Source organism: Streptomyces luomodiensis, from assembly GCF_031679605.1.
Taxonomy (GTDB): domain Bacteria; phylum Actinomycetota; class Actinomycetes; order Streptomycetales; family Streptomycetaceae; genus Streptomyces; species Streptomyces luomodiensis.
This window is the reverse complement of the sequence record NZ_CP117522.1, coordinates 4,869,629-4,894,302: the sequence shown is the minus strand read 5'-3', so window position 1 is coordinate 4,894,302 and position 24,674 is coordinate 4,869,629. Positions and strand designations below refer to the sequence as shown.

The 24,674-nt window shown below is 71.3% G+C and carries 20 protein-coding genes; 15 read left to right on the top strand and 5 right to left on the bottom strand.

The window, feature by feature from the left end:
* The first annotated feature begins 334 nt into the window (after positions 1-334).
* Together PS467_RS20500 and PS467_RS20495 are read left to right on the top strand one after the other, a co-directional pair.
* Positions 335-748 carry a BlaI/MecI/CopY family transcriptional regulator gene (locus tag PS467_RS20500; RefSeq protein WP_014061822.1) on the top strand — a complete coding sequence of 138 codons (414 nt, stop codon included), beginning with the start codon at positions 335-337 and terminating at the stop codon, positions 746-748.
* Between the two features lie 3 nt (positions 749-751).
* The gene (locus tag PS467_RS20495; RefSeq protein ID WP_311036498.1) at positions 752-1,699 is read left to right on the top strand and encodes a M56 family metallopeptidase; all 948 of its coding nucleotides are present in this window, start codon (positions 752-754) and stop codon (positions 1,697-1,699) included.
* A 91-nt stretch (positions 1,700-1,790) separates the two neighbouring features.
* Here the strand turns inward: PS467_RS20495 and PS467_RS20490 are convergent, their stop codons facing one another.
* Positions 1,791-2,246, bottom strand: a complete 456-nt coding sequence (locus tag PS467_RS20490; RefSeq protein ID WP_268973091.1) for a tellurite resistance TerB family protein — start codon at positions 2,244-2,246, stop codon at positions 1,791-1,793.
* Between the two features lie 316 nt (positions 2,247-2,562).
* Between PS467_RS20490 and PS467_RS20485 the strand changes: the two genes are divergently transcribed.
* From PS467_RS20485 to PS467_RS20445, 9 genes are all read left to right on the top strand, one after another.
* The gene (locus PS467_RS20485; RefSeq protein ID WP_311036497.1) at positions 2,563-3,783 is read left to right on the top strand and encodes an acyltransferase family protein; all 1,221 of its coding nucleotides are present in this window, start codon (positions 2,563-2,565) and stop codon (positions 3,781-3,783) included.
* Between the two features lie 203 nt (positions 3,784-3,986).
* A complete protein-coding gene (locus tag PS467_RS20480; protein ID WP_311036496.1) occupies positions 3,987-6,368 on the top strand; it encodes a family 2 encapsulin nanocompartment cargo protein terpene cyclase in 2,382 nt (793 codons plus the stop codon).
* 283 nt (positions 6,369-6,651) lie between these two features.
* Complete coding sequence (locus tag PS467_RS20475) at positions 6,652-8,073, top strand: amidase (RefSeq protein WP_311036495.1); 1,422 nt, start codon at positions 6,652-6,654, stop codon at positions 8,071-8,073.
* A 174-nt stretch (positions 8,074-8,247) separates the two neighbouring features.
* A complete protein-coding gene (locus PS467_RS20470; RefSeq protein ID WP_311036494.1) occupies positions 8,248-9,513 on the top strand; it encodes an NAD(P)/FAD-dependent oxidoreductase in 1,266 nt (421 codons plus the stop codon).
* Positions 9,514-9,636: 123 nt separating this feature from the next.
* On the top strand, positions 9,637-10,095 hold the full coding sequence (locus PS467_RS20465; protein WP_311036493.1) for an SRPBCC family protein: 459 nt from the start codon (positions 9,637-9,639) through the stop codon (positions 10,093-10,095).
* 145 nt (positions 10,096-10,240) lie between these two features.
* A complete protein-coding gene (locus tag PS467_RS20460; protein WP_311036492.1) occupies positions 10,241-11,011 on the top strand; it encodes an IclR family transcriptional regulator in 771 nt (256 codons plus the stop codon).
* Between the two features lie 118 nt (positions 11,012-11,129).
* The gene (locus tag PS467_RS20455) at positions 11,130-12,272 is read left to right on the top strand and encodes a PP2C family protein-serine/threonine phosphatase (protein WP_311036491.1); all 1,143 of its coding nucleotides are present in this window, start codon (positions 11,130-11,132) and stop codon (positions 12,270-12,272) included.
* Between the two features lie 261 nt (positions 12,273-12,533).
* The gene (locus PS467_RS20450; protein ID WP_311036490.1) at positions 12,534-13,310 is read left to right on the top strand and encodes an ABC transporter ATP-binding protein; all 777 of its coding nucleotides are present in this window, start codon (positions 12,534-12,536) and stop codon (positions 13,308-13,310) included.
* Positions 13,307-15,904: an FtsX-like permease family protein gene (locus tag PS467_RS20445; RefSeq protein ID WP_311036489.1), complete on the top strand. Its 2,598-nt coding sequence runs from the start codon at positions 13,307-13,309 to the stop codon at positions 15,902-15,904. Before PS467_RS20450 ends, PS467_RS20445 begins: the two co-directional genes overlap by 4 nt.
* A 267-nt stretch (positions 15,905-16,171) precedes the next feature.
* Here the strand turns inward: PS467_RS20445 and PS467_RS20440 are convergent, their stop codons facing one another.
* The 3 genes from PS467_RS20440 to PS467_RS20430 form a co-directional block, all read right to left on the bottom strand.
* Positions 16,172-16,849, bottom strand: coding sequence for a response regulator transcription factor (locus PS467_RS20440; protein WP_268973081.1), 678 nt, complete (start codon positions 16,847-16,849; stop codon positions 16,172-16,174).
* Positions 16,837-18,003, bottom strand: a complete 1,167-nt coding sequence (locus PS467_RS20435; protein WP_311036488.1) for a sensor histidine kinase — start codon at positions 18,001-18,003, stop codon at positions 16,837-16,839. Before PS467_RS20435 ends, PS467_RS20440 begins: the two co-directional genes overlap by 13 nt.
* 163 nt (positions 18,004-18,166) lie before the next feature.
* Complete coding sequence (locus tag PS467_RS20430) at positions 18,167-18,754, bottom strand: helix-turn-helix domain-containing protein (protein WP_311036487.1); 588 nt, start codon at positions 18,752-18,754, stop codon at positions 18,167-18,169.
* A 60-nt stretch (positions 18,755-18,814) separates the two neighbouring features.
* On the opposite strand from PS467_RS20430, the gene PS467_RS20425 reads away from it, so the two are divergent.
* On the top strand, positions 18,815-19,762 hold the full coding sequence (locus tag PS467_RS20425) for an alpha/beta hydrolase family protein (RefSeq protein WP_311036486.1): 948 nt from the start codon (positions 18,815-18,817) through the stop codon (positions 19,760-19,762).
* 85 nt (positions 19,763-19,847) lie between these two features.
* The gene (locus tag PS467_RS20420) at positions 19,848-20,774 is read left to right on the top strand and encodes a CPBP family intramembrane glutamic endopeptidase (RefSeq protein ID WP_311036485.1); all 927 of its coding nucleotides are present in this window, start codon (positions 19,848-19,850) and stop codon (positions 20,772-20,774) included.
* 37 nt (positions 20,775-20,811) lie between these two features.
* Here the strand turns inward: PS467_RS20420 and PS467_RS20415 are convergent, their stop codons facing one another.
* Positions 20,812-21,426, bottom strand: a complete 615-nt coding sequence (locus PS467_RS20415; protein WP_311036484.1) for a dihydrofolate reductase family protein — start codon at positions 21,424-21,426, stop codon at positions 20,812-20,814.
* Between the two features lie 536 nt (positions 21,427-21,962).
* Between PS467_RS20415 and PS467_RS20410 the strand changes: the two genes are divergently transcribed.
* Together PS467_RS20410 and PS467_RS20405 are read left to right on the top strand one after the other, a co-directional pair.
* Positions 21,963-22,292, top strand: a complete 330-nt coding sequence (locus PS467_RS20410) for a hypothetical protein (protein WP_311036483.1) — start codon at positions 21,963-21,965, stop codon at positions 22,290-22,292.
* A gap of 535 nt (positions 22,293-22,827) precedes the next feature.
* Positions 22,828-24,309 carry a P-loop ATPase, Sll1717 family gene (locus PS467_RS20405; protein ID WP_311036482.1) on the top strand — a complete coding sequence of 494 codons (1,482 nt, stop codon included), beginning with the start codon at positions 22,828-22,830 and terminating at the stop codon, positions 24,307-24,309.
* Positions 24,310-24,674: the final 365 nt, after the last annotated feature.

The following is a 24,674-nucleotide window of genomic DNA, read 5'->3' as shown; positions in this document are numbered from 1 at the left end:
CTTCCGGGTCCGTTGTCCGGACAGCGAGGGGCCCGGGACGTCGGCCGGGACCGCGGCGGCCCGCGGACCGGCCGGCGAGGCGCCCACGATCACGATCCGCCCCTGGAACCGGGGCGCCAGCACCACGCCGTCACCGGACAAGCCTCATGCGGGGCCCTGCTTTCCACAGCTCGGATCGGTCCCCCCGCTCAGCATGGGCGAGGCGGCCTGTGCCCGCGCGTACAGCCGGGCCAAAGGGGCGACCGCCCGACCGCCCGACCGCGCGCCCGCACCCAGGCCGCTCGTTACGATGGAGCGCCGCGCGCCGGGCGCGTGCGGCGTGGAAGGAGACGGTGTGACGGACCACGACCGGACCGGCGGGCCCGGCTGGCCCCGCCGCCCCCGTCGGCGTGGCCAGGGCGAACTGGAGGCGCAGGTGCTCGCGGCGCTGCGCCGGGCGCCGGGGCCGGTGACCGCCGCATGGGTGCAGGAGCGGATCGAGGGAGAGCTCGCCTACACCACGGTCATGACCATCCTGTCCCGGCTGCACGCCAAGCAGGCCGTGACCCGCGAACGCGCGGGCCGCTCCTTCGTCTGGCGGGCGGCGTCGGACGAGGCGGGGCTCGCGGCGCTGCGGATGCGCCGGGTGCTGGACGGCCAGGACGACCGCGAGGCGGTTCTGGCCAGCTTTGTGACCGGACTGACCCAGGATGACGAGCGGCTGCTGCGCGACCTGCTGAGCGACGTGGCGGAGGAGCCGGAGGACTGACCGATGGGCGTCTTCGTCTTCCTCCCGCTGGTTCTGCCCTTAACGGCGCTGCCGATCGCCCGGCTCGCCGAGCAGCATCTCCACCCGCGCACCGCCACCCGGCTGCTGACCCTCGTGGGCGCCGTCCTCGCGGTGTGCTCCACGCTGTGCCTGGGGCTGCTGATGGTCGTCGGTACGGCACAGCTGCCGGGCAACCCGCTGCCGGACAGCTGGTCGGACCCCGAGGTACGGGCGGCGGTGCCCTACGACGTGGTGGCCGGGAAGGCGGCGATCGGCGCGCTGGCGGCGGTGGCCGTCGCCTGTACGGCCACCTGGCTGCGCCATGGACGGGTACGGCGCAGCGCTCAGCTCGCGCTCGCCGGACTGCCGGAGTCGCCGGTCGCGGTGCTGCCCGACGACAAGGCGTACGCCTACGCGCTGCCCGGGACTTCCGGACGGACGGGGAAACCGGGCCGGATCGTCGTCTCCACCGGGATGCTGGACAGCCTCAGCCCCCGCGAGCGCCGGGCCCTGATCGCGCATGAGCGCGCCCACCTGACCGCGCACCACCACCGCCATCTGCTGACCGCGCAGCTCGCGGCGCGGGCCAATCCGCTGCTGCGGCCCCTACGGGCCGCGGTGGACTACTGCGCCGAGCGCTGGGCGGACGAGGAGGCGGCCCGGGAGGTCGGCGACCGCCGGGTGATGGCCCTGGCGGTCGGCAAGGCCGCCCTGGTCTCCCAGGGCACGCCGGGCCCGACGCTCGCCGGGATCGCCGCGCCGGGGCCGGTGCCGCGCAGGGTCGCGGCGCTGCTGGGCCCGGTGCCGCCGTCCCGGCCCTGGCCGCCGACCTGGACGGCCGCGGGGCTGGCCCTGTGGGTCGCCGCGGTGGGCACGGCCGCGTCCGCCGTCTCCTCGGCGAACGCGGCGGTCGCCCTGGTACTCGTCCTGCATGCCGCGACCCCGCTGTAGGGCCGGCCGCGACGGTCGACGCGGCGTCCCGGCCGACCGGCGGCTGTGGACGCCGGTCGGCGCGCGGAAGGGGGCGCGTGCGCGGAGCGGCTTACAGGTCGAACTCGGCCGGGGGAAGCTCCAGCGTGTAGCACGCCTCGCGGACCACGGCCTGCTCGGTCTTGTCGAAGTCGCCGTCGGCGCCGCCGATGACGATGCCGATCTGGATCACGGCGCGCGCCTCGGCCGGCTTCTTCTTGGCCTTGGCGATCTCCTGCAACACGCTCACCTTGCCGAAGTCGAAGTCGGTGATGAGCTTGTTGAGGTAGTCGTTGAAGCGCCGCTGGAGGTCGTCGGCCGGGAAGTTCTGCAACACCTCATTGGTGGCGATCAGCTGGGCGACGCGCTGCCGCTCGGCCGGGTCGATCGAGCCGTCCGCCGCCGCCACCAGCGCACACATCGCCATGCTCGCATCGCGGAACGCGCCGCTCTTCAAGTCGTTCTTCTTCGCCTCGAGCTGACTCTGCATCGTCTGGGCGGATTCCTTGATGCGGTCCCACAGGGCCATGGCCACTCCATTCACAGGTTCGTTGGTTAGCATCTACAGCTGTGTAGAAGTTAGCAGGCGGGGCCGGTCGAAGCTGGATGGATCGGCCCTCTTTGTCACTCTCTGAACTGCCCGCAGGGTCGGAGAAGTTCCCCGGTCGAGGAGGTGACGGATGCGCTGGGCCGGCCGTAAACCCTCGTACGCGAGGGCTGAGCCTTCTTCGGCGCGGTTCGGCGGCGACCACTATGGTGCGTGGAATGTTCCACTCCGCAATCCTCCGCCCAAACCTAGGAAGAGTCGGGATCGTCCCCGCAGGTTCCCCCGGAGGCTGTATGTGATGAACATCTCGTCCTTATTGCCCGCGCGACGAGCACCGGCGGCCCCGCCCTCCGAGGCGGCTGCGGCCCCTGTGGAGGCTTCGGCCGCGTCCCGTGTGCCGAAACAGCGTGACGCGTTCTTCGACAACGCCAAGTACCTGGCGATCGTGCTGGTCGCGATGGGGCACGCGTGGGAGCCCCTGAGGGGCGGCAGCAGAGCGGCGTCCGCGCTCTACATGACCGTCTACACGCTCCATATGCCGGTGTTCATCCTCATCTCCGGGTACTTCTCGCGGAGTTTCGACCTCCGGCCGGACCGTCTCAAGCGCCTGATCACCGGTGTCGCCGTCCCCTACGTCCTCTTCGAGGTCGCGTACACCTTCTTCAAGCGGTGGGCGGGCGACGATCCGTCCTATCCGATCAGCCTGCTCGACCCCTGGTACCTGACCTGGTTTCTGATCGCGCTCTTCGTCTGGCGGCTGACCACGCCGCTGTGGCGGATCGTGCGGTGGCCGGTGCCGGTGGCGCTCTCCGTCGCCGCGCTCGCCACCTGTTCGCCGGAGATCGGTGACGATCTGGATCTCCAGCGGGTGCTCCAGTTCCTGCCGTTCTTCGTTCTGGGGTCGCAGATGCGGCCGGAGCACTTCGAGATGGTGCGGCGGCGCGAGGTCAGATGGCTGTCGGTGCCGGTGGCCGCCGCCGCGGTGGTCTTCGCCTACTGGGCCGTGCCGCGGATGAACCCGGCGTGGTTCTACCGCATGGACAGCGCGGAGGAGCTGGGTGCGCCGTGGTGGGTCGGGGCGGTGATGACGTTCGCCCTCTTCGGCTGCTCCATGGTGCTCGCCGTGTGCTTCCTCGCCTGGGTGCCCCGGCGCCGGATGTGGTTCACGGTGCTCGGCGCCGGGACGCTGTACGGCTATCTGCTGCACGGCTTCCTCGCCAAGGGCTCCCGCTTCTGGGACTGGTACGACCACCCGTGGCTGCACCGGCCGTTGGGGGAGATCGCGGTGACGGCCGTGGGGGCGGCCGTGGTGACCGCCTTGTGCAGCCCGCCCGTCCAGCGGATGTTCCGCTTCGCGATGGAGCCGCGCATGGAATGGGCCTTCCGGCCGACCGGGCGGCCCGACGGCGGTGCCGGTGTCGGTGCCGGTGTCGGCGGCCGTGTCGGCGGCCGTCTCGGTTCTGGTGCCGGTTCTGGTGCCGGTGCCGACGGGGCCGTGGGCCGACGGGGCCGTACCTGACCGGGTTGGGTGGCTCCCCGTACGTCCCCGGCCCAACGCCCTGCCGACCGCTCCGGCCTCGTGGCCGCGGCGGTCGGCTCGGCATTTGTGTGATTAATGAGGCTGTCGGATAGGCCAGGAGTGGCCTGGGTAGCCCGTAGCCGACCCGTTCCGTAGCCGGACGGCTACGGGCCACCGTCGAACGGAGAGGTGCCGGCCCACCAGTGACACAGCCCTTTCAACTCCCCGACTTCTACATGCCGTATCCGGCGCGGCTGAACCCCCATGTCCAGGAGGCACGGGAGCACTCCACCCAGTGGGCCCGCGAGATGGGAATGCTCGAGGGCTCGGGGATCTGGGAGCAGGAGGATCTCGACGCCCACGACTACGCCCTGCTCTGCGCGTACACCCACCCCGACTGTTCCGGCGCGGAACTCTCGCTGATCACGGACTGGTATGTGTGGGTGTTCTTCTTCGACGACCACTTCCTGGAGACGTTCAAGCGCTCCCAGGACCGTGCCGCCGGTAAGGCGTATCTCGACCGGCTGCCCGCCTTCATGCCGATGGATCCGGGTGCCGGGACGCCCGAGCCCACCAACCCGGTCGAGGCGGGGCTCGCGGATCTGTGGGTGCGGACGGTGCCTTCGATGTCGGCGGACTGGCGGGCGCGGTTCCGGGAGAGCACCGAGAATCTGCTCAACGAATCGCTCTGGGAGCTCTCGAACATCAACATCGACCGGATCCCCAATCCGGTCGAGTACATCGAGATGCGCCGTAAGGTCGGCGGCGCGCCCTGGTCGGCCGGGTTGGTCGAGCACGCGGTGGGGGCGGAGGTGCCGGCGGTGATCGCCGGGTCGCGGCCGATGCGCGTGTTGCGCGACGCCTTCTCGGACGCGGTGCATCTGCGCAACGACCTGTTCTCCTACCAGCGGGAGATCGAGGAGGAGGGCGAGCTCAGCAATGGCGTCCTGGTCCTCGAGACGTTCCTGGGCTGTACCACCCAGGAGGCGGCCGACTCCGTCAATGAGCTGCTCACCTCACGGCTGCGGCAGTTCGAGAACACCACGCTCACCGAGCTCGGCCCGCTCTTCGCCGAACACGGCCTGGACCCGGCGGCCTGCGCGGGCGTCCTCGCCTACGTCAAGGGGCTCCAGGACTGGCAGTCCGGCGGCCACGAGTGGCATATGCGCTCCAGCCGCTATATGAACGGTGCGAACGGCGCTGATGGCGTGAACGGCTCGGACGGTGCGAACGCGGCGGGCGGCCGCACCGGGCAGGAGGCCACGGCCGCCGCGTGGTCCCCGTTCGCGCTCAGCGGCCTCGGCGTCTCGGCGGCGAACCTGCCGCTGACCACCGGCCGGGCGGAGGCGGCGAGGGCACGCGGGTTCAGCCACGTCCCGTTCCAGCGGACCGGGCCGTCCCTGCTGCCGGACTTCTTCATGCCGTTCACCCTCCGGCTCAGTCCACATCTGCCCGCCGCGCGCCGCAATCTGACCGACTGGGCACACCGGATGGGCATCCTCGAACCGCAGCCCGACCTGTCCGGTGCGCAGGTCTGGGACGAGCACCGGCTGCTCGCCGCCGACCTTCCGCTGTGCGCGGCGGGCATCCACCCGGACGGCTCCCCGGACGAGCTCGATCTGACATCCGGCTGGCTGGCCTGGGGCACCTACGCCGACGACTACTATCCGGCGGTCTTCGGCCGCACCCGTGATCTGGCCGGGGCGCGGGCGTGCAACGCCCGGCTCGGGGCGTTCATGCCGCTCGACGCGGGCCCCACCCCGGCCCCGGCGAACGCGCTGGAGCGGTCGCTGGCCGATCTGTGGGGCCGTACGGCGGGGCCGATGGAGGAGTCGGCGCGCCGCGAGTTCCGTCAGTCCATAGAGGACATGACCGCCAGCTGGCTGTGGGAGCTGGCCAACCAGACGCAGCACCGGATCCCCGATCCGGTCGACTACATCGAGATGCGCAGGCACACCTTCGGCTCCGACCTCACCATGAGCCTGTGCCGGCTGACGCGCGGACGGCGGGTGCCGCCCGAGATCTACCGCAGCGGTCCGGTCCGTTCGCTGGAGAACGCCGCCATGGACTACGCGACCCTGCTGAACGACGTCTTCTCGTACCAGAAGGAGATCGAGTTCGAGGGCGAGGTCCACAACGGCGTCCTCGTCGTCCAGAACTTCTTCGACTGCGACTATCCGACCGGGGTCGCCATCGTGAACGATCTGATGACCTCCCGGATGCGGCAGTTCCAGCATGTCGCGGAGCATGAGTTCCCCGTGCTGTACGACGACTTCGACCTGGGGCCGGAGGCCCGGGAGGCCATGGACGGCTATGTGGGGGAGCTGCGCGACTGGATGACCGGGATCATGAACTGGCACCGGGAGGTGCCGCGCTACCGGGAGAACGAACTGCGCCGCGCGGCCCGGCGTCCGGCCGGGATCGGGGGCGGGGTCGGAGCTGGGATCGGGGCCGGGGCGGGGACTGGGGCCGGGGCCGCGTCCGGGGCCGCGTCCGGGGCGCGGCCGTTGGCCCCCTGGTACGGGCCCACCGGGCTCGGCACCTCGGCCGCGCGGATTCCGGCGCCCGCCGGAGCACGTCCGTAAGTCCGTCAGTCCGTAAGTCCGCAAGTCCGTAAGGGGCTCGCTCGGTCCGTAAGGGCCTCAGGCCGTCAGGACCTCGCCGCAGGCCGCCGCCCCGCCTTGTCCACCGGGACGAGGCGGGGCGGCCGCTTGTGGGCCCCGGCCGCGATGCCCTTCCCCTGCCCGGCCGCTTCCCGAACCATGGGTTCCGCCCGCGACACCAGCTGCCCGGTGCGGATGCCGGAATCCGGCGGCGGGAGATCCGCGTGCAGTGATGACCACCGAGGAAGTAGGAAGGCGAGCGACCGTGACGACGGATGACGATCTCTGCTTCAGGACCGCGCTGGAACTTAGCGACCTGCTGCGCACCCGCGAGCTGTCCGCCCGCGAGTTGCTCGAGGCCCATCTGGCCCGTATCGAACGGGTCAACCCCGCCGTCAACGCGATCGTCACCCTGGTCGCGGAGCGGGCCCGGGAGGCCGCCGCGGAGGCCGATGAGCGGATCGCGGCCGGGGAGGAGCTCGGGCCGCTGCACGGGCTGCCCATCGCCCACAAGGACCTCCACGAGACCGCGGGCATCCGCACCAGCCATGGCTCGCCGCTCGCCGACGGCGTACCCGACCGGGACGATCTGGTGGTCGAACGGATCCGGGCCGCCGGTGCGATCACCATCGGCAAGACCAACGTGCCGGAGTTCGGGGCCGGTTCGCACACCTTCAACCCCATCTTCGGCGCCACCCACAACCCGTACGCCCTGGGGCTCAGCGCGGGTGGCAGCAGCGGGGGCGCGGCGGCCGCGCTGGCCTCCGGCATGATCCCGATAGCGGACGGCAGCGACACCGGCGGCTCGCTGCGCAACCCGGCCTCGTTCTGCAATGTCGTGGGTCTGCGCCCGTCGCCCGGACGGGTCCCCAACTGGCCCGCCGCGGACGCCTGGAGCACCCTCGGCGTCAAGGGGCCGATGGCCCGCACCGTGGCCGACACCGCCCTGCTGCTGTCCGCCATCGCCGGACCCGACGCACGGTCGCCGATCGCCCTGGAGGAGCCCGGCGCCCGCTTCGCCCGCCCCCTCGACCGCGATCTGACGGGGCTGCGGGTGGCCTGGTCGCCGGATCTCGGGGGGCTGGTGCCGGTGCAGCCCGAGGTGGCCGCGGCGGTCGAATCGGCGGTGGAGGTCTTCACCGGCCTCGGCTGCGTCGTGGAGCGGGCCTGCCCGGATCTGACCGAGGCCGACGAGGTCTTCCGGACGCTGCGCGCCTCGATGTTCGAGGTCGCCTTCGGCCCGCTCATGGACCGCCACCCCGAGGGGCTGAAGCGGACCATCCGGGAGAACGCCGAGGCGGGGCGCAAGCTCACCGGCCCGGACGTCGCCCGCGCCGAGGTGCTGCACACCCAGCTATACCACCGGGTCCGGGAGTTCTTCGGCCGCTATGACGTGCTGCTGCTCCCGGTCAGCCAGGTGGTGCCGTTCGACGTCGGCATCGAGTACCCGACGGAGGTCGCCGGGGTGGCCATGGACGACTATCTGGACTGGATGCGCTCGGCGTATCTGATCAGCGTGACCGGCAGCCCGGCGCTGTCCGTGCCGGCCGGGTTCACCCCCGGCGGGCTTCCGGTCGGGCTGCAGATCGTCGGACCGCACCGGGCGGACTTCGCGGTCCTCCAGGTCGGCCACGCCTTCGAACAGGCCACCGGGCACTGGCGGCGGCGCCCGACGGGGATCGGGTAGCCGGGGCGGTGCGGCGGCGGCGGTGCGGGTGCTCGGGGCGGCGTGCTCTCGGTGCCCGGGACAGCGCGGTGCCCGGGACAGCGCGGTGCCCGGGACGGCGTGGTGCCCGCACCCGTGCGCTGCCCGCCCCCGTACCCCGATGATGGCGTTCCACCCATGGGAAGGAGCGCATTCGTGCCCACCGCCACCGGTCCGTCCCGCCCTCCGCGCAGCGCCATCGTCGTCGGCGCGGGCATGGTCGGCCTCGCCACCGCCTGGTCGCTCCAGGAGCACGGCGTCGAGGTCACCGTCGTGGAGCGGCGTCACCCCGCGGCCGGGGCCTCCTGGGGGAACGCCGGCTGGCTGTCCCCGGCCCTGACGCTGCCGCTGCCCGAACCCGCCGCGCTCCGTTACGGGGTGCGCAGCCTGGTCTCGCCCGAGTCGCCCGTCTACATCCCGCCCCGGCCCGACCCCCGGCTCGCCCGCTTCCTGCTCGCCTTCACCCGGAACTGCACCCCGCGCCGCTGGCGGGTCCTGGCCGTCACCTTCGCCACGCTGAACCGCCGTGCGCTGGACGCGTACGACGCCCTCGCGGCGGCCGGTGTCGCCGAACCGACCCGGCCCGCCGAACCCTGTCTGCTCGCTTTCCGCACCGCGGCCGAGCGCGCCCGGATGGTCGAGGAGCTGGAGCAGGCCCGCGCGGCCGGTTTCGAGATCGCGTACGAGCCGATGGACGGGGACCGGGCCCGTGCGCTGGAACCGGCGCTCGGCGACGGCATCGGCGCGGCCGTCGAACTCCACGGCCAGCGCTATCTCAACCCCGGGAACTTCGTCCGCGCCCTCGCCGGCGCGGTGCGCGAGCGCGGCGGCGAGATCCTGGAGCGGACGGAGGTGTCCGGAATCCGGGACCTCGGGCGGGAGGTGGCCGTCACCACCGCCGGGGGCCAACTCCGCGCGGATGTCGCCGTCGTGGCCACCGGGGCCTGGCTGGACGCGCTGGTCCGCCCGTTCGGGGTCCGGGTGCCGGTCCAGGCCGGACGCGGCTACAGCTTCAGCGTCCCGGCCGAGGGCGCCCCCACCCGTCCCACGTACCTGGCCGCCCAGAAGGTCGTCTGCACTCCGCTGGGCGAGGGCCGGGTGCGGGTCGCGGGGATGATGGAACTGGCCCCCGCGGAACGGCCGGTGGACCCGCGCCGGATCCAGGCGATCATCGCGGCGGCCCGTCCGCTGCTGCGGGGCATCGACTGGGACGCCCGTACGGACACCTGGGTCGGCGCCCGCCCCTGCACCCCCGACGGGCTGCCGCTGGTCGGCCCGACCGGCTCGCCGCGCGTCTACGTCAACGGCGGCCACGGCATGTGGGGCGTGGCCCTCGGCCCGCTCAGCGGACGGCTGCTGGCCGACGCCATCGCGACCGGCACCTCCCCGGCCGAACTGGCCGCGCTGCATCCGCTGCGCTGATCCGCACCCGCCGCGCTGATCCGCGGTCCGCCGCGCCGATCGTCCGGGCGCCGCACGTTTGGGGCCGGTGGTCTCGGATACCCGCCGTGCTGAGCGACGCGGCAACGTCGAAAGGAGTCACCGATGAGCACCGTGCGGGAGTCCGTCGAGGTTAGGGTTCCGCTCCACACCGCCTACGACCAGTGGACGCAGTTCACCGAGTTCCCGAGGTTCATGGAAGGCGTGGACCAGGTCACCCAGGTGGACGACCGCCACAACCACTGGGCGACCTCCATCGCGGGTGTGCGCCGGGAGTTCGACACCGAGATCGTGGATCAGCTCCCCGACGAGCGCATCGCATGGCGGACCACCTCCGGTGACGTACAGCAGCAGGGTCTGGTGACCTTCGAGTCCGTTGACGAGGACCACACCCGGGTCAACCTGGCCATGGTCTTCGAGCCGACCGGTATGGCCGAGAAGGCCGCGGACATGACCGGGACGCTCGACCGGCGGGTGAAGGGGGACCTGCGGAGGTTCAAGGACTTCATCGAGCAGCGCGGCGAGGCGGAAGGCGGCTGGCGCGGCCGGATCTCCCCCGGCTGACCGCACCCTGGCCGCACTCTGACCGTCCCCTGACCGCACTGAACGAGTGCGTGAGGGCGCCGACCCCACCGGTCGGCGCCCTCACGCATGTCTGCGGGATTTTCCAGATCTTGTCCGCATGCCCATATCGGAGCAATCTGGATACATGGGAGATCGAGCGGCCCCCACCCTGATCTCATCCGTGCAGCGGGCCTTCCGGCTGATGGAAGCGGTAGGCGCACACGAGGGCGGTGCGCCGGCCAAACAGCTCGCACGGGAGACGGGACTGGCGCTCGCCACCACGTATCACCTGCTGCGGACGCTGGCCCATGACGGCTATGTGCGGCGGCTGGACGACGGCGGCTTCGTGATCGGCGACAGGCTGCGCACCCTGGAGGCCGGTGCCCGCGATCAGGCGCTGCTCGTCCGGGTCCGCCCCATCCTCGCCGCGCTGCGCGACGAGCTGTCCGCCGCCGCCTACCTGACCTTCTACGACGAGGGCGAGATCCGGGTCGCGGAGATCGTCGACGGCCCCCGGGCGCCCCGGGTCGATCTGTGGGTGGGGTACGAGGACGCCGGGCACGCCACCGCGCTCGGCAAATGCGTCCTGCGGGAGCTGGACGACGACGCCCGGCGCGAGTATCTGTCCCGCCATACGCTCCCCGGTCTCACGCCCCGCACCGTCACCCACCCCGTCGATCTGCTGCGCCGGCTGGACTCCCCGACCGGCAGTCCGCTGGTCGCGGACCTGGAGGAGTACGCCATGGGCACGGTCTGCTTCGCGGTGCCGATCTACAGCGGGGAGCGGCTCGGCTCGCTCGGGGTCTCGCTGAGGACGGACCGGCTGGCCGGCATGGATCCGCACCGTGAGCTGTTCCGGACCCGGCTGGTCCCGGCGGCGACCCGGGTGACCAGGAACCTCTCGCTCACTATCTGAAAATCTCGGCCTTGTCGGATGAGTGCAATTACTGCTTACCTGGACGAAGCAGACATTCCGGTGTTCCGGCATCACCGTCTATCACCGCCCCGAGCGGAAGAGAGCAGCGAAGCAGGACATGTTCCCGCCCCGACTTCGCCCCTACGACCCCGACCAGCCGAACCTTCAGCCGTACCTTCCCGGGTACTTCGCCCCCGCGGTGCCCGTACTGATCATTTGTGGCGTGGTCTCGCTCGCCCTCGTCACCTCGGGGGGCCTGGGCTGGCTGCCGATGCTCGCCGTCGGCCCGGCGCTCGCCGCCGCCACCTGCCGACCGTGGGGGGTGCTGAGGATCGGGCTGCTCGCCATCACGATGAGCGGGCTGCTGGGGGCCTGGGGTGGAGAACAGCCGCGCACCCTGGCCATCATGGTGGCCACGCCCGCCGCCGTGACCCTGGCGAGCAGTCTGGCCAGTGGTCTGCTCAGGCGCCGTGAGCAGGTTCTCGCCGCGGTCCGCTCGGTCGCCGAGGCCGCCCAGAACGCCCTGCTCAAACCGGTGCCCGCCCGGGTCGGTCAGTTCCAGGTGGCCGTCCGCTACAGCGCCGCCGCCGCCGAGGCGCGGGTGGGCGGCGATCTTTACGCCCTGCTGCCCACCCCGCACGGAGTCCGGCTGATCGTCGGTGATGTGCGCGGCAAGGGACTGCCCGCGGTGAGCACCGCCGCGCTGGTGCTCGGCGTCTTCCGCGAGGCCGCCTACGACGAACCGGACCTGCTCGACGTCGTCGCCAGGATCGAGCGCAGCCTGTCCCGCAACCTGGCGCCCGACGACTTCGTCACCGCCGTGGTCGCCGGATATCCCCGGGAGGGCCGGATGGAGCTCGTCAACTGCGGACACGCCCCGCCGCTGCTGTTCGGCGCGTCCGGGGTGATCGCCGTCGAGCCCACCCGCCCGGCCCCGCCGCTCGGTCTGGCCTCCCTGGGCGGCGATCAGCCGAGCCTCCAGGTGGTGCCGTTCGCCGACGGGGACCAGCTGCTGCTCTACACCGACGGGGTCATCGAGGCGCGGGACCGGGGCCGGGAGTACTTCCCGCTGCTGGAACGGGTGCCGCGGCACATCTGCGACGAGCCGTCCCGCACGCTCGCCGCGCTCCACGACGAACTGCTGACCCATGTGGGCGGCCGGCTCCACGACGACGCGGCGCTGCTGCTGCTCCGCAAGCCGGTGCTCGGCGCGGTGCGCACGGCGGTCGATGTGCCGTCGGCCGATGTGCCGTCGGTGTGATCCCGGATGCCGGTCCGTCAGACGATGCCTGGTCATGACGGCGGCCAGGCGGCCGGGCGGAGGCCACCCGGAGTCCGTCCCCGCCCCGGCTGGGGACCGCCCCGGCTGGGGACCGCCCCGCCACGGGGGGTGTAGCCCGCTCCACCCCCAGTACGGGACCGCGCTCTCTCCCGCGCGGCCGCGCCTGTTTCTAGCGTTCTTCGTGGCCGGCGGACCGTCTGATCCGCCCGGTGCGCGGGACACGGAAGAGGGGCGGGACAGATGGACGGGCAGGGGCGGAGCCGTACGACGGCCACCGCGGAACGGGCGGGGACCTGGCACCACGCGCTGAGCCTGGAAGGCGTCAGCCGGGAGTACGGGCGGGGGGTCGTGGCGCTGCACCCCATCCATCTGACGGTGCCGCGCGGGCGGTTCCTCGCGGTGATGGGCCCTTCCGGCTGCGGGAAGTCGACGCTGCTTCAGTGCGCCGCCGGGCTCGACCGGCCGACGGCCGGAACGGTGCGCATCGGCGGTACGGAGCTGTCCTCGCTGAAGGAGGCGGCGCTGACCCGGCTGCGGCGGGAGCGGATCGGTTTCGTCTTCCAGGCGCACCACCTGGTGCCGTCGCTGAGCGTCGCGGAGAACGTCGCCCTGCCGCTGCTGCTCGGCCGCCGGACCGTCGGCGACCGCGCCCTGCGGGGGCTCGCGGCGGTCGGACTGGAGGACCGGGGCGACGCCTCGCCGTCCGAGCTGTCCGGCGGGCAGTGCCAGCGGGTGGCGATCGCCCGCGCGCTGGTCACCGCGCCCGACATCGTCTTCGCCGACGAGCCGACGGGCGCGCTCGACCCCGCCGCCGCGGAGGAGGTGCTGGCACTGCTGCGGGAGGCCGTCGACCGTGAGGGCCATACGGTCGTCATGGTCACCCATGACCCGTTCGCCGCCGCCTGGGCCGACGAGGCGCTGTTCCTGATGCGGGGGAGGCTCGTCGGACGGCAGGAGCGGCCCGACGCGGCCGACATCCGTCGCTTCCTCAAGGACCTGGGAGTGGGGACGGCGTGAAGGCGACCATCCGGGACGGCGTGAAGGCGGACGCCTGGGAGGGCAGGAAGGTCACCGCCCTGCTGGCCGCCCGCGCCACCCGTGCCCACCGTAAGGCGTGGACCGCCGTCTTCGCCGCGCTCACCCTCACCTCCCTGCTGCTCGGCGCCTTCGGGCTGACCCTCGCCTCGGCCTGGAGCGCCCATCCACGGGTGGAGCGGTACGCCGGGGCCGATCTCGTCGTGGCCGGCGACCAGACCACTCGCTTCAGCGCGACGTCGCTGGGCGAGCGCGAGACCGTGAGCGCCGGGCTCACCGAGCGGGTCCGGATCCCCCGCACGGCGCTGACCGTGGTGCGCGGGGTGCCAGGGGTGCGCACGGCCGTCGCCGACGTGGAGTTCCCGGTGGGGCTCGCGGGACGGTCCGCCACCGGACGGCCCTGGGAGGCCGCCCGGCTGGCGCCCTACGCGCTACGGACGGGCCGCGCCCCGCAGCGCGCCGACGAGGTCGTGACGGGCGGCGGCGCGGGCCGCGTCGGGGCGCGGCTGACGCTGCGCGTGGGCGGCCGCGACACGGCGTACACCGTGGTCGGCGTGGCCCATGGCCCCCGCACCGCCGTCTGGTTCACCGGCGCCGAGGCCCACCGGCTGGCCGGCCACCCGGACGAGCTGGACGCCATCGGCGTCGTCGCGGGACCCGGCACGGACCCGGAGGCGCTGGCCGGGCGGGTGCGGACGGCCCTCGATACGGCCGGTGTCACCGACGTCGGGGGGCGCACGGACGGCGATCCGGCCACCGTGCGCGTCCTGACCGGGCACGGCCGGGGTGAGGCCGAGCACCTGGACGCCACGCCCGCCCGCGGCGAGCTGCTGGCGGCGCTCGGCTCCGTGGCCGGCACCGTCGTCCTCGTGGCGCTGCTCGTGGTGTCGTCGACCATCGTCCAGGCGCTGCGGCAACGCTCCCACGAGCTGGGCCTGCTGCGGGCGGTCGGGGCCACGCCGGGGCAGCTGCGCGGTGCGGTGGGCCGGGAGGTGGGGCGGGTCGCGGCCTGGGCGGCGCTGATGGGCGCGGCCGGGGCGGCCCCCGCCTACCTGGGGCTGCGCGCGCTGCTGGACGCGCGGGGCGCGCTGCCCACCGGACTCGATCTGACGCTGCCCGCGCCGCTGTGGACCGCGCCCCTGGCCACCGCCGCCGTCACCGTCCTGGTGGCCCGGATCGCGGCGCTCATCGGCTGCTCCGGGACCGCCACGGCGCGTCCGGCGGAGGCGCTGCGCGAACGGACGCCCGGCAGGGCGCGCCGTATCACCGGGCTGGCGCTGCTGGCCGTGGGCGCGGGTTCGGCGGGGACGGCCGCCCTCCAGCAGGGGGCGACCGCGGCGGCCGCGGCCGGTGCGGCGGCGGTGACGATGGTGATCGCCTGCGCGGTGCTCGGACCGTGGATCGCCGAGGGCGCGATGCGGCTGCTCGGGGCTCCCCTGCGGCGGTTCGGCCCCGGCGGCCGCCTCGCCGCCGCCAACTGCGCCGCGTCCGCCCAGCGGCTGGGCGCGGCGATCACCCCGATCGTGCTGGTCACCGCGTTCGCCGGGGTCCAGCTCGGTGGCGGCGCGACGCTGACGCACGCGGGGGACGCCCAGGCCCGCCAGGTGCTGCGCGCCGATCTCGCGGTGCACGCGGACGGCGGGCTCCCGGCCGGCGCGGTGGAGCGGATCCGGCAGGTCCCCGGCGTACGGGCGGCCACGGAGGTGGTCCCCGGCACGGTGCTGCTGGCGGCGCGCCGGCTCGGCTCGCCCGAACTGGAACGGCTGCCGGTCTTCGGCGTCACCCCTGAGCGGCTGACGCGCACCCTGGATCCGGGGCCGCGGGACGGGGACCTCGCCCGGCTGCGGCCCGGTACGGTCGCGGTCGGCGCCGACCGGGCGGACTCCCTCGGCGTACGGCCCGGCTCCACGGTGACCCTGCGCTTCGGGGACGGTCAGGAGGCCCGGCTGCGGGTCGTGGCGACCTACACCCGCTCGCTCGCCCTCGGGGACTTCCTCCTCTCGCGCGACGAGCTGCTGCGCCACACCTCGGCGCCCGGTACGGATCCCGGTACGGGGCGGGTCCTGGTCGCGACCGCGCCCGATGCCGACCGTAAGGCGGTCACGAAGGCGCTGGCGCGGGCGGTGCCCGGGGCCCGGGTGGAGCGGGACCCGGCACCGGTCAAAGGCGAGCCGGCGGACCGGGCGCTGGCCGAGGTGGTCTCGGTCGCCGTGGTCGGGGCGATCGGGGCCTTTACGGTGATCGCCGTCCTGAGCACCCTCGCGCTCATCGCGATCGGCCGCCGGCCCGAGCTGCGGCTGCTCCGGCTGGCGGGTGCGGACCGCGGCCAACTGCGCCGGATGCTGCGGCTGGAGGCGGCGGCCACGGTGCTGACCGGGCTGCTGGTGGGCGCGGCCGTGGCCGCCGTACCGCTGCTGGCCTTCAGCGTGGCCATGGCGGGCACGGTGCCGTATCTGCCACCGACGCAGGCCGCGATGATCGTCGCGGTGGTCGTGGCGACGACGGCGGCGGGCGCCCTGCCACCGGTGTGGACCACGCTGCGGGGACGGTACCCACGGGAGGCGGCGGCGCGGTAGGGACGACCGAGGCGCAGAGGGCGAACGGTGGCCGCCGGCCGACGACAGGCGGCCGGCCCACACCGGGCCGACCGACGGCGAACGACGACAGGTGGCCGGTGGCTGACCGATGGCGACAGGCGGCCGATGGCTGACCGACGGCGGCAGGCGGCCGATGGCGACCGGTGAACGGTGGCCGACAGGGCGGGCGGTACGGGGCGGGGCCCGCACCCGCCCCGCCCCGCCGACCGCCGCGCGTTACGACGCCGCGCGTTATGACGCCATCCGTTATGACGCCGCGCCGTGCCCAGCCCCCTTGTTCGCCCCCTTGTCGAGGTACGCCAGAACCGCCAGCACCCGTCGGTGCCCGCTGTCGCTCGGCGGCAGCCCCAGCTTGGCGAAGACATTGCCGATGTGCTTGCTGACCGCGCGCTCCGAGACCACCAGCGTCCGGGCGATCGTGGTGTTGTCCCGGCCCTCCGCCATCAGATGCAGCACCTCGCGCTCGCGCGGCGTCAAGGAGTCCACCGGGTCGTCACGGCGCCGGGTCAGCAGCTCCTTCACCACCTCCGGGTCCAGCGCCGTACCGCCCGCGACCACCCGCTCCAGCGCGTCCAGGAACTCCTCCACCCGCCCCACCCGGTCCTTCAGCAGATAGCCGAGCCCGCCCGCGCCATCGGCCAGCAGCTCGGCCGCGTAGGTCTCCTCGACGTACTGCGAGAGCACCAGCACCGGCAGGCCGGGCATCTCCCGCCGCGCCGCGAGCGCCGCGCGCAGCCCCTCGTCGCGGAAGCCCGGCGGCATACGGACGTCGAGCACGGCCGCGTCCGGGCGGTGTTCGAGGAGGGCGGGCAGCACCTCGGGGCCGCTGGACGCGACCGCCACCACTTCGTGCCCGGCGGAGGTCAGCAGCAGGACCATGCCCTCCCTCAGCAGGGCGTTGTCCTCGGCGATCACCACACGCACGGCAACTCCACTTCGATCAGCGTCGGCCCCCCGACGGGGCTGGTCATCTCCACGGTCCCGTCGAGCGCCGCGACCCGGCGCCGCATGCCGAGCAGCCCGCTGCCGCCCGAGGGGTCGGCCCCGCCCCGCCCCTCGTCCCGTACCGCGACCCGCAACCGGTCTCTCATCCGGACCAGGCCCACCGACGCCTGCCGCGCCCCGCTGTGCTTGGCCGCGTTGGTCAGAGCCTCCGCGATCACGAAGTACGCGGCCGCCTCGACCGCTGCCGGTGCCCGGGGTCCGTCCGCCACCCCGTCGTCGTGCACGGACACCTCGAGCCCGCTGCCGGCCGCCAGCGCCCGTACGGCGCCGACGAGTCCGCGGTCGGTGAGGATCGGCGGGTGGATGCCGCGCACGACATGGCGCAGCTCGGTGAGCGCCTCCTCGGCCTGGTCCTGTGCGTCCTCCAGCAGCTTGCGCGCCGCGTCGGGGTCCTTGTCGTACGCGCGCCGCGCCAGCCCCACCCGCATCGAGAGCGCCACCAGGCGCGCCTGCGTACCGTCGTGCAGGTCCCGCTCGATACGGCGCAGTTCCGCCCCATGTGCGGCGACGGCGCCCGCCCGGGTCTCGGACAGCTCCGCCACCCGCTCGGCGAGCCGGACGGTGCGCAGCGCCTCCGGCGACGGCAGCAGCAGCGCCCGCGACCACCCCGCGTCGACGTCGACGAGCCGCTCGATCAGCGGCAGCACCACGGCCCGCTTCCGCAGCAGCCCGCACCACACCCCGTCGACGAGCAGCCCGACGACCCACACCGGCAGCGCACAGCAGGCCAGCAGCCAGCCGTAGACCGCGTGGGCCGCGAGCCAGCGCAGATCGCGGTACGTGGCCGGATCCCCGACCGCCGTCCGCACCCGCGTGAACACCTCCCCGGTCAGCGGCCGGTACGCCTCGGGCACCGGCTCCTCCGTCCAGGAGCCCACCCACCGCCGCTTGTACCCGGCCGTCCTGCGCAGCAGCAGCACCGACTCGGGCAGCACCCCCGCCCCCACGACGGTGACCATCGCGACGGCGGTGAAGACCGCCAGCGCGACGAAGAAATACGAGACCAGGGACAGCCCGGCCCCCCTCAGTAACTCGACCGAGGCCCGCTGCGCGCGCCGCACCGTCTCCCGCATGGCCGTCAGGCTAAGCGACCCGGCGCGCCCACGGGGGCGGAGCGGGTGGCCCGATATGCGGCAGCGGGCAGGTTTCACGTGAAACATCCGGTACCGGTGGAGCGCTTCAGGCCCGCCTCCCAGCGACGCCTCCGCTCGCACCCATTGACGAACGAGTGCTCCCTCAACTCGGCGAATCGCCGGCCTCGGAGTCGGCCCCGGTGTCGGCCTCCGCGTCGGCGGTCGTGGCTTTGTCGGGTACGAGGACGAAGCTGATGATGTGGCGGGTACGGCCGTCGCCGGGGGTGGCGTGGGCGCGGCGGGCGACGGCGGCTTCGATCTCTTCGACGAGTTCGGCGAATTCGTCCTCGGTCAGCCAGACCGCGCCCTGCCGGTAGACGACGCCTTCGCGGGCGGGCTCGGTGTCGTCGCGGGAGAGGTAGCGGTCGAAGTCCGCCATCAGGGCCCCCGTGAAGACGGTGAAGGCCTGTCGGTGATCGTCCTTGGTCATGGCGGTGCGGGCGTCGGTGTCCACGAGGGCCTTGTCCTGGCGGACCCGGTAGCTGCGTTCGACGGTGCCGCGGATACGCCTTTCGTGGACCACTTCCAGGATGCCGGCCTGGGTGAGGGTGGCGATGTGCCGGTACATGGTGGCCGGTGGGACCTCGGGCAGCCGATCGCGCAACTGGGCGGTGGTCAGCTCATCGGCGCCGACCAGGGTCTGCAGGATGCGCATCCGGACGGGATGAAGGAGGAGATTCGGGGTGGGCATGACTCCATGGTCTCACATCTGATAACGTTCTCGTAGTTGAGAGCAATGAGAGGCGGAGCCTTGTCCGACACCGATATGACGGTCACCGTGGATGACGGAACCCCCCTGGCCGGCACTCTGACCCTGCCCGCCGGACCCGGCCCGCACCCCGCCGTTCTCCTGCTGCACGGCTCCGGCCCCCTGGACCGCGAGGGCAACACCCGCAAGATCCGGATGAACCTCGGCCGGCCGCTGGCCGCCGCCCTCGCAGCGGAGGGGATCGCCACGCTCCGGTACGACCGTCGCGGCGTCGGCGCCACCCCCGGCGCCTGGCGGGCCGCCGGCTTCACCGACAACTACAAGGACGCCGCCGTCGCCCTGCGCGCCCTGGCCGCCCACCCCGCCGTCCGGTCCGACGCCGTCGGTGTCATCGGCCACAGCGAGGGGGCCCTGCACGCCATGACCCTCGCCGCGCGGCACGAGGTGCGGGCGGCGGTGCTGCTGGCCGGCTACGCACGCCTGGGCGAGGACGCCCTGCGCTGGCAGGCCAGCTCGATCGCCCAGGACATGCCCGCTCCCGTCCGCCTCCTGCGGCGACCCTTGGGGGCCTTGGGCAACCGGGCCCTCGCCCGGATCAAGAAGACCCGTACGGACGTGACGCGTATCGCCGGAATTCCGCTCAACGCCCGCTGGATGCGGGAAAACCTCGTCCACGACACCCGTGACGACCTCGTGGCCATCCACGCGCCCGTCCTGGCCGTCACCGGCGACAAGGACGTCCAGGTCGACCCGGCCGACTTGGTCGAGATCGACCGGCTGGTGCCGGGCAAGACGGAGATCCACCGAGTGCCCGACCTCACTCACGTCCTGCGCCGCGACCCGGCGCACCACACCCTCCGCTCCTACCGCCGCCTTCTGCGCGACCCGGTCGACCCCGACCTCCTGACCCTCGTCACCAGCTGGCTCGCCCGCCAACTCGACGCGACCCCGGGGCAGATGCCCACCGAGGGGCGAACGACCTCCTTCTGAGCCGGGCCCGGCGCCCGCGCACGAGCGCCCGCCCCCTCCACCGCGCGTAAGACAACCCAACGGACACCGGACACAGGAATTTGGCATGCCTACTTCAAACTACGCGACCTCCGTCCACCCCGCCCGCCCCGCACACCCCGCGACCCCCTCCGCCCCCGACCGCCGCCGAAGCGACCTCATCCTCTTCATGGTCATCGCCTTCGGCGTGAGCTGGGTGTCGTGGTCCGCGGCCATCGGGATCGGCGGAGAGGCGATGAAGTCCCCCGCGGCCCTGCCCTATCTCGTCGGTGCCTTCGGCCCGTTGATAGGCGCTTTGGTGATCCGGGTCCGCCGCAGGCGGCGCGGCGAGCCCGTCCCCGAACACGCGGTCCGGTTCCGGCGGAGCACCCTGTTCTGGGCGCCGCTGCTGCTGGTGCTGGCCTCGGCAAGCGTGCTGTCCGCCGCGCTGCTGGCACACGAAGCGGGTGGCCCCGCGCTGAGCTGGGAGGGCGCGAAGGACGTGATGAACGACATGGGCGGGCCCGCGGCGTTCCTCGTCAGCATGGTGATCTCCGGTCCGCTGTCCGAGGAGCCGGGCTGGCGCGGCACCGCCTACCCGAGGATGCGCGCGTCGATGGGCCGCTTGCAGGTCGGCCTGGTGCTGGGTGTCATCTGGGCCGTATGGCACCTGCCGCTGTTCTTCATCGACGGAACCCCGCAGAAGGAACTGGGCCTGAACACCCCGGGCGGCGTGCTCTTCGCCGTCAGCACCATCCCGATGGCCATGCTGACCGCCTCCGCCTACGAACGCGCCGGCGTCGTGGCGTCGATCGCGGTGCACTTCGCGGTCAACACGACGATGGTCCTGCTGGACGTCAAGGTCCCCGTGACGCAGGCCATGATCATCGGTATCCAGGCCATCGTCGCAGTGCTCCTCCTGGCCACCAGCCGCCCGGCGAGCGGACCCGCCCCGACCGCCCCGACCGCCCCGACCGCCCCCGCGACCCCGGCGGACGGCGCCGTCCGGGCCTGACCGCCCAGCGGCGGCAGCCACCCGCCCCGGACCGGTGCTACGCATCGTGCCGGGGCAGGTGGACTTTCGCATCGTCGTAGGTGGCGTCGTCCGCCGGCTCGGCCGGGGCGTAGACCAGGTGCAGCACACCGGTACGGAAGGCGGCGGACGAGACCAGCCGCAACGCGATCGTGGGCTCCCCCTCGTCGAACAGCCGCATGCCCCTGCGCACCGCGATCGGGTGCACCAGCAGGTGCAACTCATCCAGCAGCCCATGAGCCAGCAACTGCCGCACGACCGAGACCGAACCGCTCACGGCGACAGTCCCACCCGATTCGCCCTTCACCGCGGTGGCGGCGTCCACCAACTCCCCCTTGAGCTGTTCGGAGTTCCGCCAGCCGAATTCGAGATCCTGGCGCGATACGACGATCTTCCGAGTGTCGCCGAGCTTCTTGGCGAACCCGGCGTCCTCACCGCCGGCCCTCTCCCGGTCCGGCCACGCCCCGGCGAAGCTGTCGTAGGTCCTACGGCCCAGCAGGATGGTGTCCGCCACGCCGAGGGTCGCGTCGACGGCGGCGCCCATCTCGTCGTTGAAGTAGGGGAAGTGCCACTGATCGGGTGCCTCCACGACACCGTCGAGCGAGATGAACAGACTGGCAACGATCTTCCTCATGAGGCCCTCCGGAGCAGGCGGTCGGTGCACGCTTCCCCCTTCAGACCGCCGCAGCCCCCCAAACTCATCGGTGGCGTCCCCCGCCCTCGAACGAGCCACACCGCCGCCACGGTGCCGCTCATCCTCGGCGTCCCGGAACGAGTGGTGACGCAGATCATGGGGCGGTCGTCCCCCCGCCATGGCCGCTGGGACCGAAGGGCGCCGGCACGTCTCGTCGAGACCGCGGATGAGACGACAAACGACGAAGGGCCCGGACCGCGATCGGTCCGGACCCTTCATCTGCCCTGCTGGGCGGAGGCGGAGGATACGAGATTCGAACTCGTGAGGGGTTGCCCCCAACACGCTTTCCAAGTCTGTTGGAGGCTCGCTGAGCTAAGTACATGGCCGTTCACCTGCGTTCATGCGCGGCCCGGTCATCAGCGCGGAGACCGCCTCCGGTCTCGCCTGAACGGCATCGAACGGCACTGAATGAGACGGAAACTGAGACGGACGGCGGTGCCGGGCTCGCTAGCATCTTCGCTACTGAAGGGGGAGTCATGGCACTGGTCCGCAAGGGATCACGACGGATCGTGGTCGACGGCACGGCCTACCGCTGGCGTCTGCGACGCAGGCCGACCTACCTCCAGGGCCTGGCCTGGTCACCGTGCACGTTCGCGGTCGAGCACGCAGACGTTCCCGGGACCACGCTCGTAGTCACGACCAACCAGCCGCACCCGAGCAACTGGGTCGGGCGCGAGGCCAAGCCTGCCCTGCCCGCCGACGTTGCCGAGGCGATCGAGCTCGCTCTTCGCGCAGGCTGGACCCCAGCAGCTCCGGGCCGTCCGTTCCACCTCGATCGTCGTACTGGCTTCGACTCCTCGTCCTGAGCGGCAAGGCGCAGGACCTGAGCTTGGGAATCACCGGCGCTAAAGCGAATATGTGACCGCTGACCTGCAAGAACGCCACTTTGCGCTCGTCGAGCACAGTCCCGGGATCGCCGCTGTTGACCGTGGTTGACCGCCCGTTCTGGTGCGCATCTGGTGCGGCCTGTCTCCTCCCTCTCGCGCACGTACAACTCTGGTAGCCCGTGGTTCCGGGGCGACGTTGAGTGCGTCATCCCACCGCTGAACGCACTTGGTAGAAGAGCGTGTTCCTGATTTCAATTGTGCGCGAGTCCAGGTCTGTGCAGCGACAACTGATCGTCGACGCCCGTTGTAGTCGATCAACGTCCCCACCTGCCGCTGAGCTGCCGGTAGCTATTGACATCGGTCATCGTTGAGCGCCCTTCTACGGCCTCAGGACGGCCCGAGGGCGCTCGGGTATTGGGGCTTCGTGGTTCGGGGAGCCCACCACAGAGCCAGGTAAGTCGACATTTTCTCCAAGGTTGGTCACCGTGCGTGGCCCTGCTGCTACCATCTCGATATGGTGGCGACTTCGAGTTTCAAGCAGTTCGACTTCGGATATGCCGACTCGGCGAGCGAGTTTAGTATTTCTCCAAAGCTGCTGCGTGATGGGTATTACGATCTGGATGGAATCGAAGGTAAGGTCGTAGATTCTCACGAATTCCTTCTGCTGGGTTACAAGGGTTCCGGTAAGTCGGCCATTGGCGCAAGGCTTCAGGTCCTGGCAGGCGGTGCACCGAGCCAATATGCAGCACACGATCCAATCCTTGTCGACAGCCTTCCGCTCAAAGAGTTCAAAGGGGTCGTGCCTGACTCTATCGACGCCCATCTAAGGCATCGATTCGGGTGGGCTCTCCAATTGATGGTTCAGATCGCATGCGGGATCAACGGTGACGGGCAGGCCGATTCCAAGTCGAAGAAGCGGATCGCTGCTGTATGTAAACAGTTGGAGAAGCATGGCGTAACGGCTCAGAGTCCTGCCACTATGAAGAGATTCCGTGCCGAAAAGGTAACCGCGACGGCTGGTCTTCCTCAGGGGGCAATTGGGTTACCAGCCAACGTGAGCGCGGAATTCCAGCGCAGTACCGACGCGAGTCGTATCGGCGATTGGCTCGCTTACCTACAGCGAGCTACCTCCGAATTTAAGAGCCAGCGGCGTCACTACTTCTTCGTAGATGGGCTCGATGACCTATCCCTCATCCAGGAGGGGCGCAAGGAGATGCTGGGCGGTCTCGTTCAGGCGGTCTCTGACCTCAATAAGCTTTACCGTGAATCTAGTGCACCGATCAAGGTTGTGATCTGCTGCCGAACGGATCTTTACGCCAGGCTGGAGCTTACCAAAGGAGGAAAGATCCAGAGCGATTACGGCTTGGAACTTAATTGGTATCAAAACCCGCGAGACTTTCGAGTGAGCCATCTGGTGAAGCTGGCAAATATGCGAGCGCGACTGGTGGATAGGAACTCATCCAACGTTTTTGAGGAGTATTTCGAACCTAGGATTGATGCCGATAGTGCAACGGCATTCCTCCTGAAGCAGACGAGGCATACACCACGTGATCTTTTGCAGCTGTTGAAGATCGTTCAAAAGCATGCCGCAACTTCAGGCATAATCCCTGGCAATTCGGTAAAGGCGGGGGCTACCGAATATTCGCAAACATATTTTGTTGGGGAAATGCGTGATGCGCTAAGTGCGTATTTCGATCAAAATCAAATTGCATCCATTGTAGAACTTCTCGGGACTCTGCGGCGTAGACAGGTTTCCTATGGCGATCTTGCTGTTAAAGTGGATTCCGATCCCCGCTTCAAGGGTCGATTTGACCTGCACAGTGCAATAGCCGCGCTTTTCGATAACAGCTTTATCGGGAATGTTACTGAAGAGGGTCCTGCCGGCGGTTATGAACAATACTATCGCTTTAAGTATCGCAATCCTCATTCAGCCCTTGTGGTCGAAGATAAGCTTGTAGTTCATCCAGGCCTTTGGAAGGCGTTCAATATCGCTTAGTATGACCAGCGGCGCCATCGGTGCCGCACCAGGTCGGCGGAGCGGGTTTGGGCTGGAGCTGCTTTGGGGCGAGTGATCATGGCCCCGTAAGCTTGCGGCGCGTCGGGCAGGTAGTGGACCTGCCCGGTAAAGCACGACGTTGGGGCCATGATCTTAGAGGCTCGCCCCAAAGTGGCTGCCTAAAGCCCAAGACCGGGAAGTTAGCTGGTGGCGTGGTGTGTCAAGGGCGCGTTGGGTTTGGTTGACGTGGCAACGGAGCCCCTGTCGGACTGTGAGTGTCGAAGTCGCAGTCGGAGGGGGCTCCGTTGTCTGTTCAGTGTGCCACCGCGCCGCGGTCGCGTGGCCGGTCCGGGGTATGGAAGCCC

Excerpts from the sequence above, each read along its gene's own strand:
- PS467_RS20405 (WP_311036482.1), top strand. The coding sequence starts at position 22,828 with ATGGTGGCGACTTCGAGTTTCAAGCAGTTCGACTTCGGATATGCCGAC.
- PS467_RS20450 (WP_311036490.1), top strand. The coding sequence starts at position 12,534 with ATGGACGGGCAGGGGCGGAGCCGTACGACGGCCACCGCGGAACGGGCG.
- PS467_RS20415 (WP_311036484.1), bottom strand. The coding sequence starts at position 21,426 with ATGAGGAAGATCGTTGCCAGTCTGTTCATCTCGCTCGACGGTGTCGTG.
- PS467_RS20495 (WP_311036498.1), top strand. The coding sequence starts at position 752 with ATGGGCGTCTTCGTCTTCCTCCCGCTGGTTCTGCCCTTAACGGCGCTG.
- PS467_RS20430 (WP_311036487.1), bottom strand. The coding sequence starts at position 18,754 with ATGCCCACCCCGAATCTCCTCCTTCATCCCGTCCGGATGCGCATCCTG.
- PS467_RS20435 (WP_311036488.1), bottom strand. The coding sequence starts at position 18,003 with ATGCGGGAGACGGTGCGGCGCGCGCAGCGGGCCTCGGTCGAGTTACTG.
- PS467_RS20410 (WP_311036483.1), top strand. The coding sequence starts at position 21,963 with ATGGCACTGGTCCGCAAGGGATCACGACGGATCGTGGTCGACGGCACG.
- PS467_RS20420 (WP_311036485.1), top strand. The coding sequence starts at position 19,848 with ATGCCTACTTCAAACTACGCGACCTCCGTCCACCCCGCCCGCCCCGCA.
- PS467_RS20465 (WP_311036493.1), top strand. The coding sequence starts at position 9,637 with ATGAGCACCGTGCGGGAGTCCGTCGAGGTTAGGGTTCCGCTCCACACC.
- PS467_RS20485 (WP_311036497.1), top strand. The coding sequence starts at position 2,563 with ATGAACATCTCGTCCTTATTGCCCGCGCGACGAGCACCGGCGGCCCCG.
- PS467_RS20490 (WP_268973091.1), bottom strand. The coding sequence starts at position 2,246 with ATGGCCCTGTGGGACCGCATCAAGGAATCCGCCCAGACGATGCAGAGT.
- PS467_RS20460 (WP_311036492.1), top strand. The coding sequence starts at position 10,241 with ATGGGAGATCGAGCGGCCCCCACCCTGATCTCATCCGTGCAGCGGGCC.
- PS467_RS20455 (WP_311036491.1), top strand. The coding sequence starts at position 11,130 with ATGTTCCCGCCCCGACTTCGCCCCTACGACCCCGACCAGCCGAACCTT.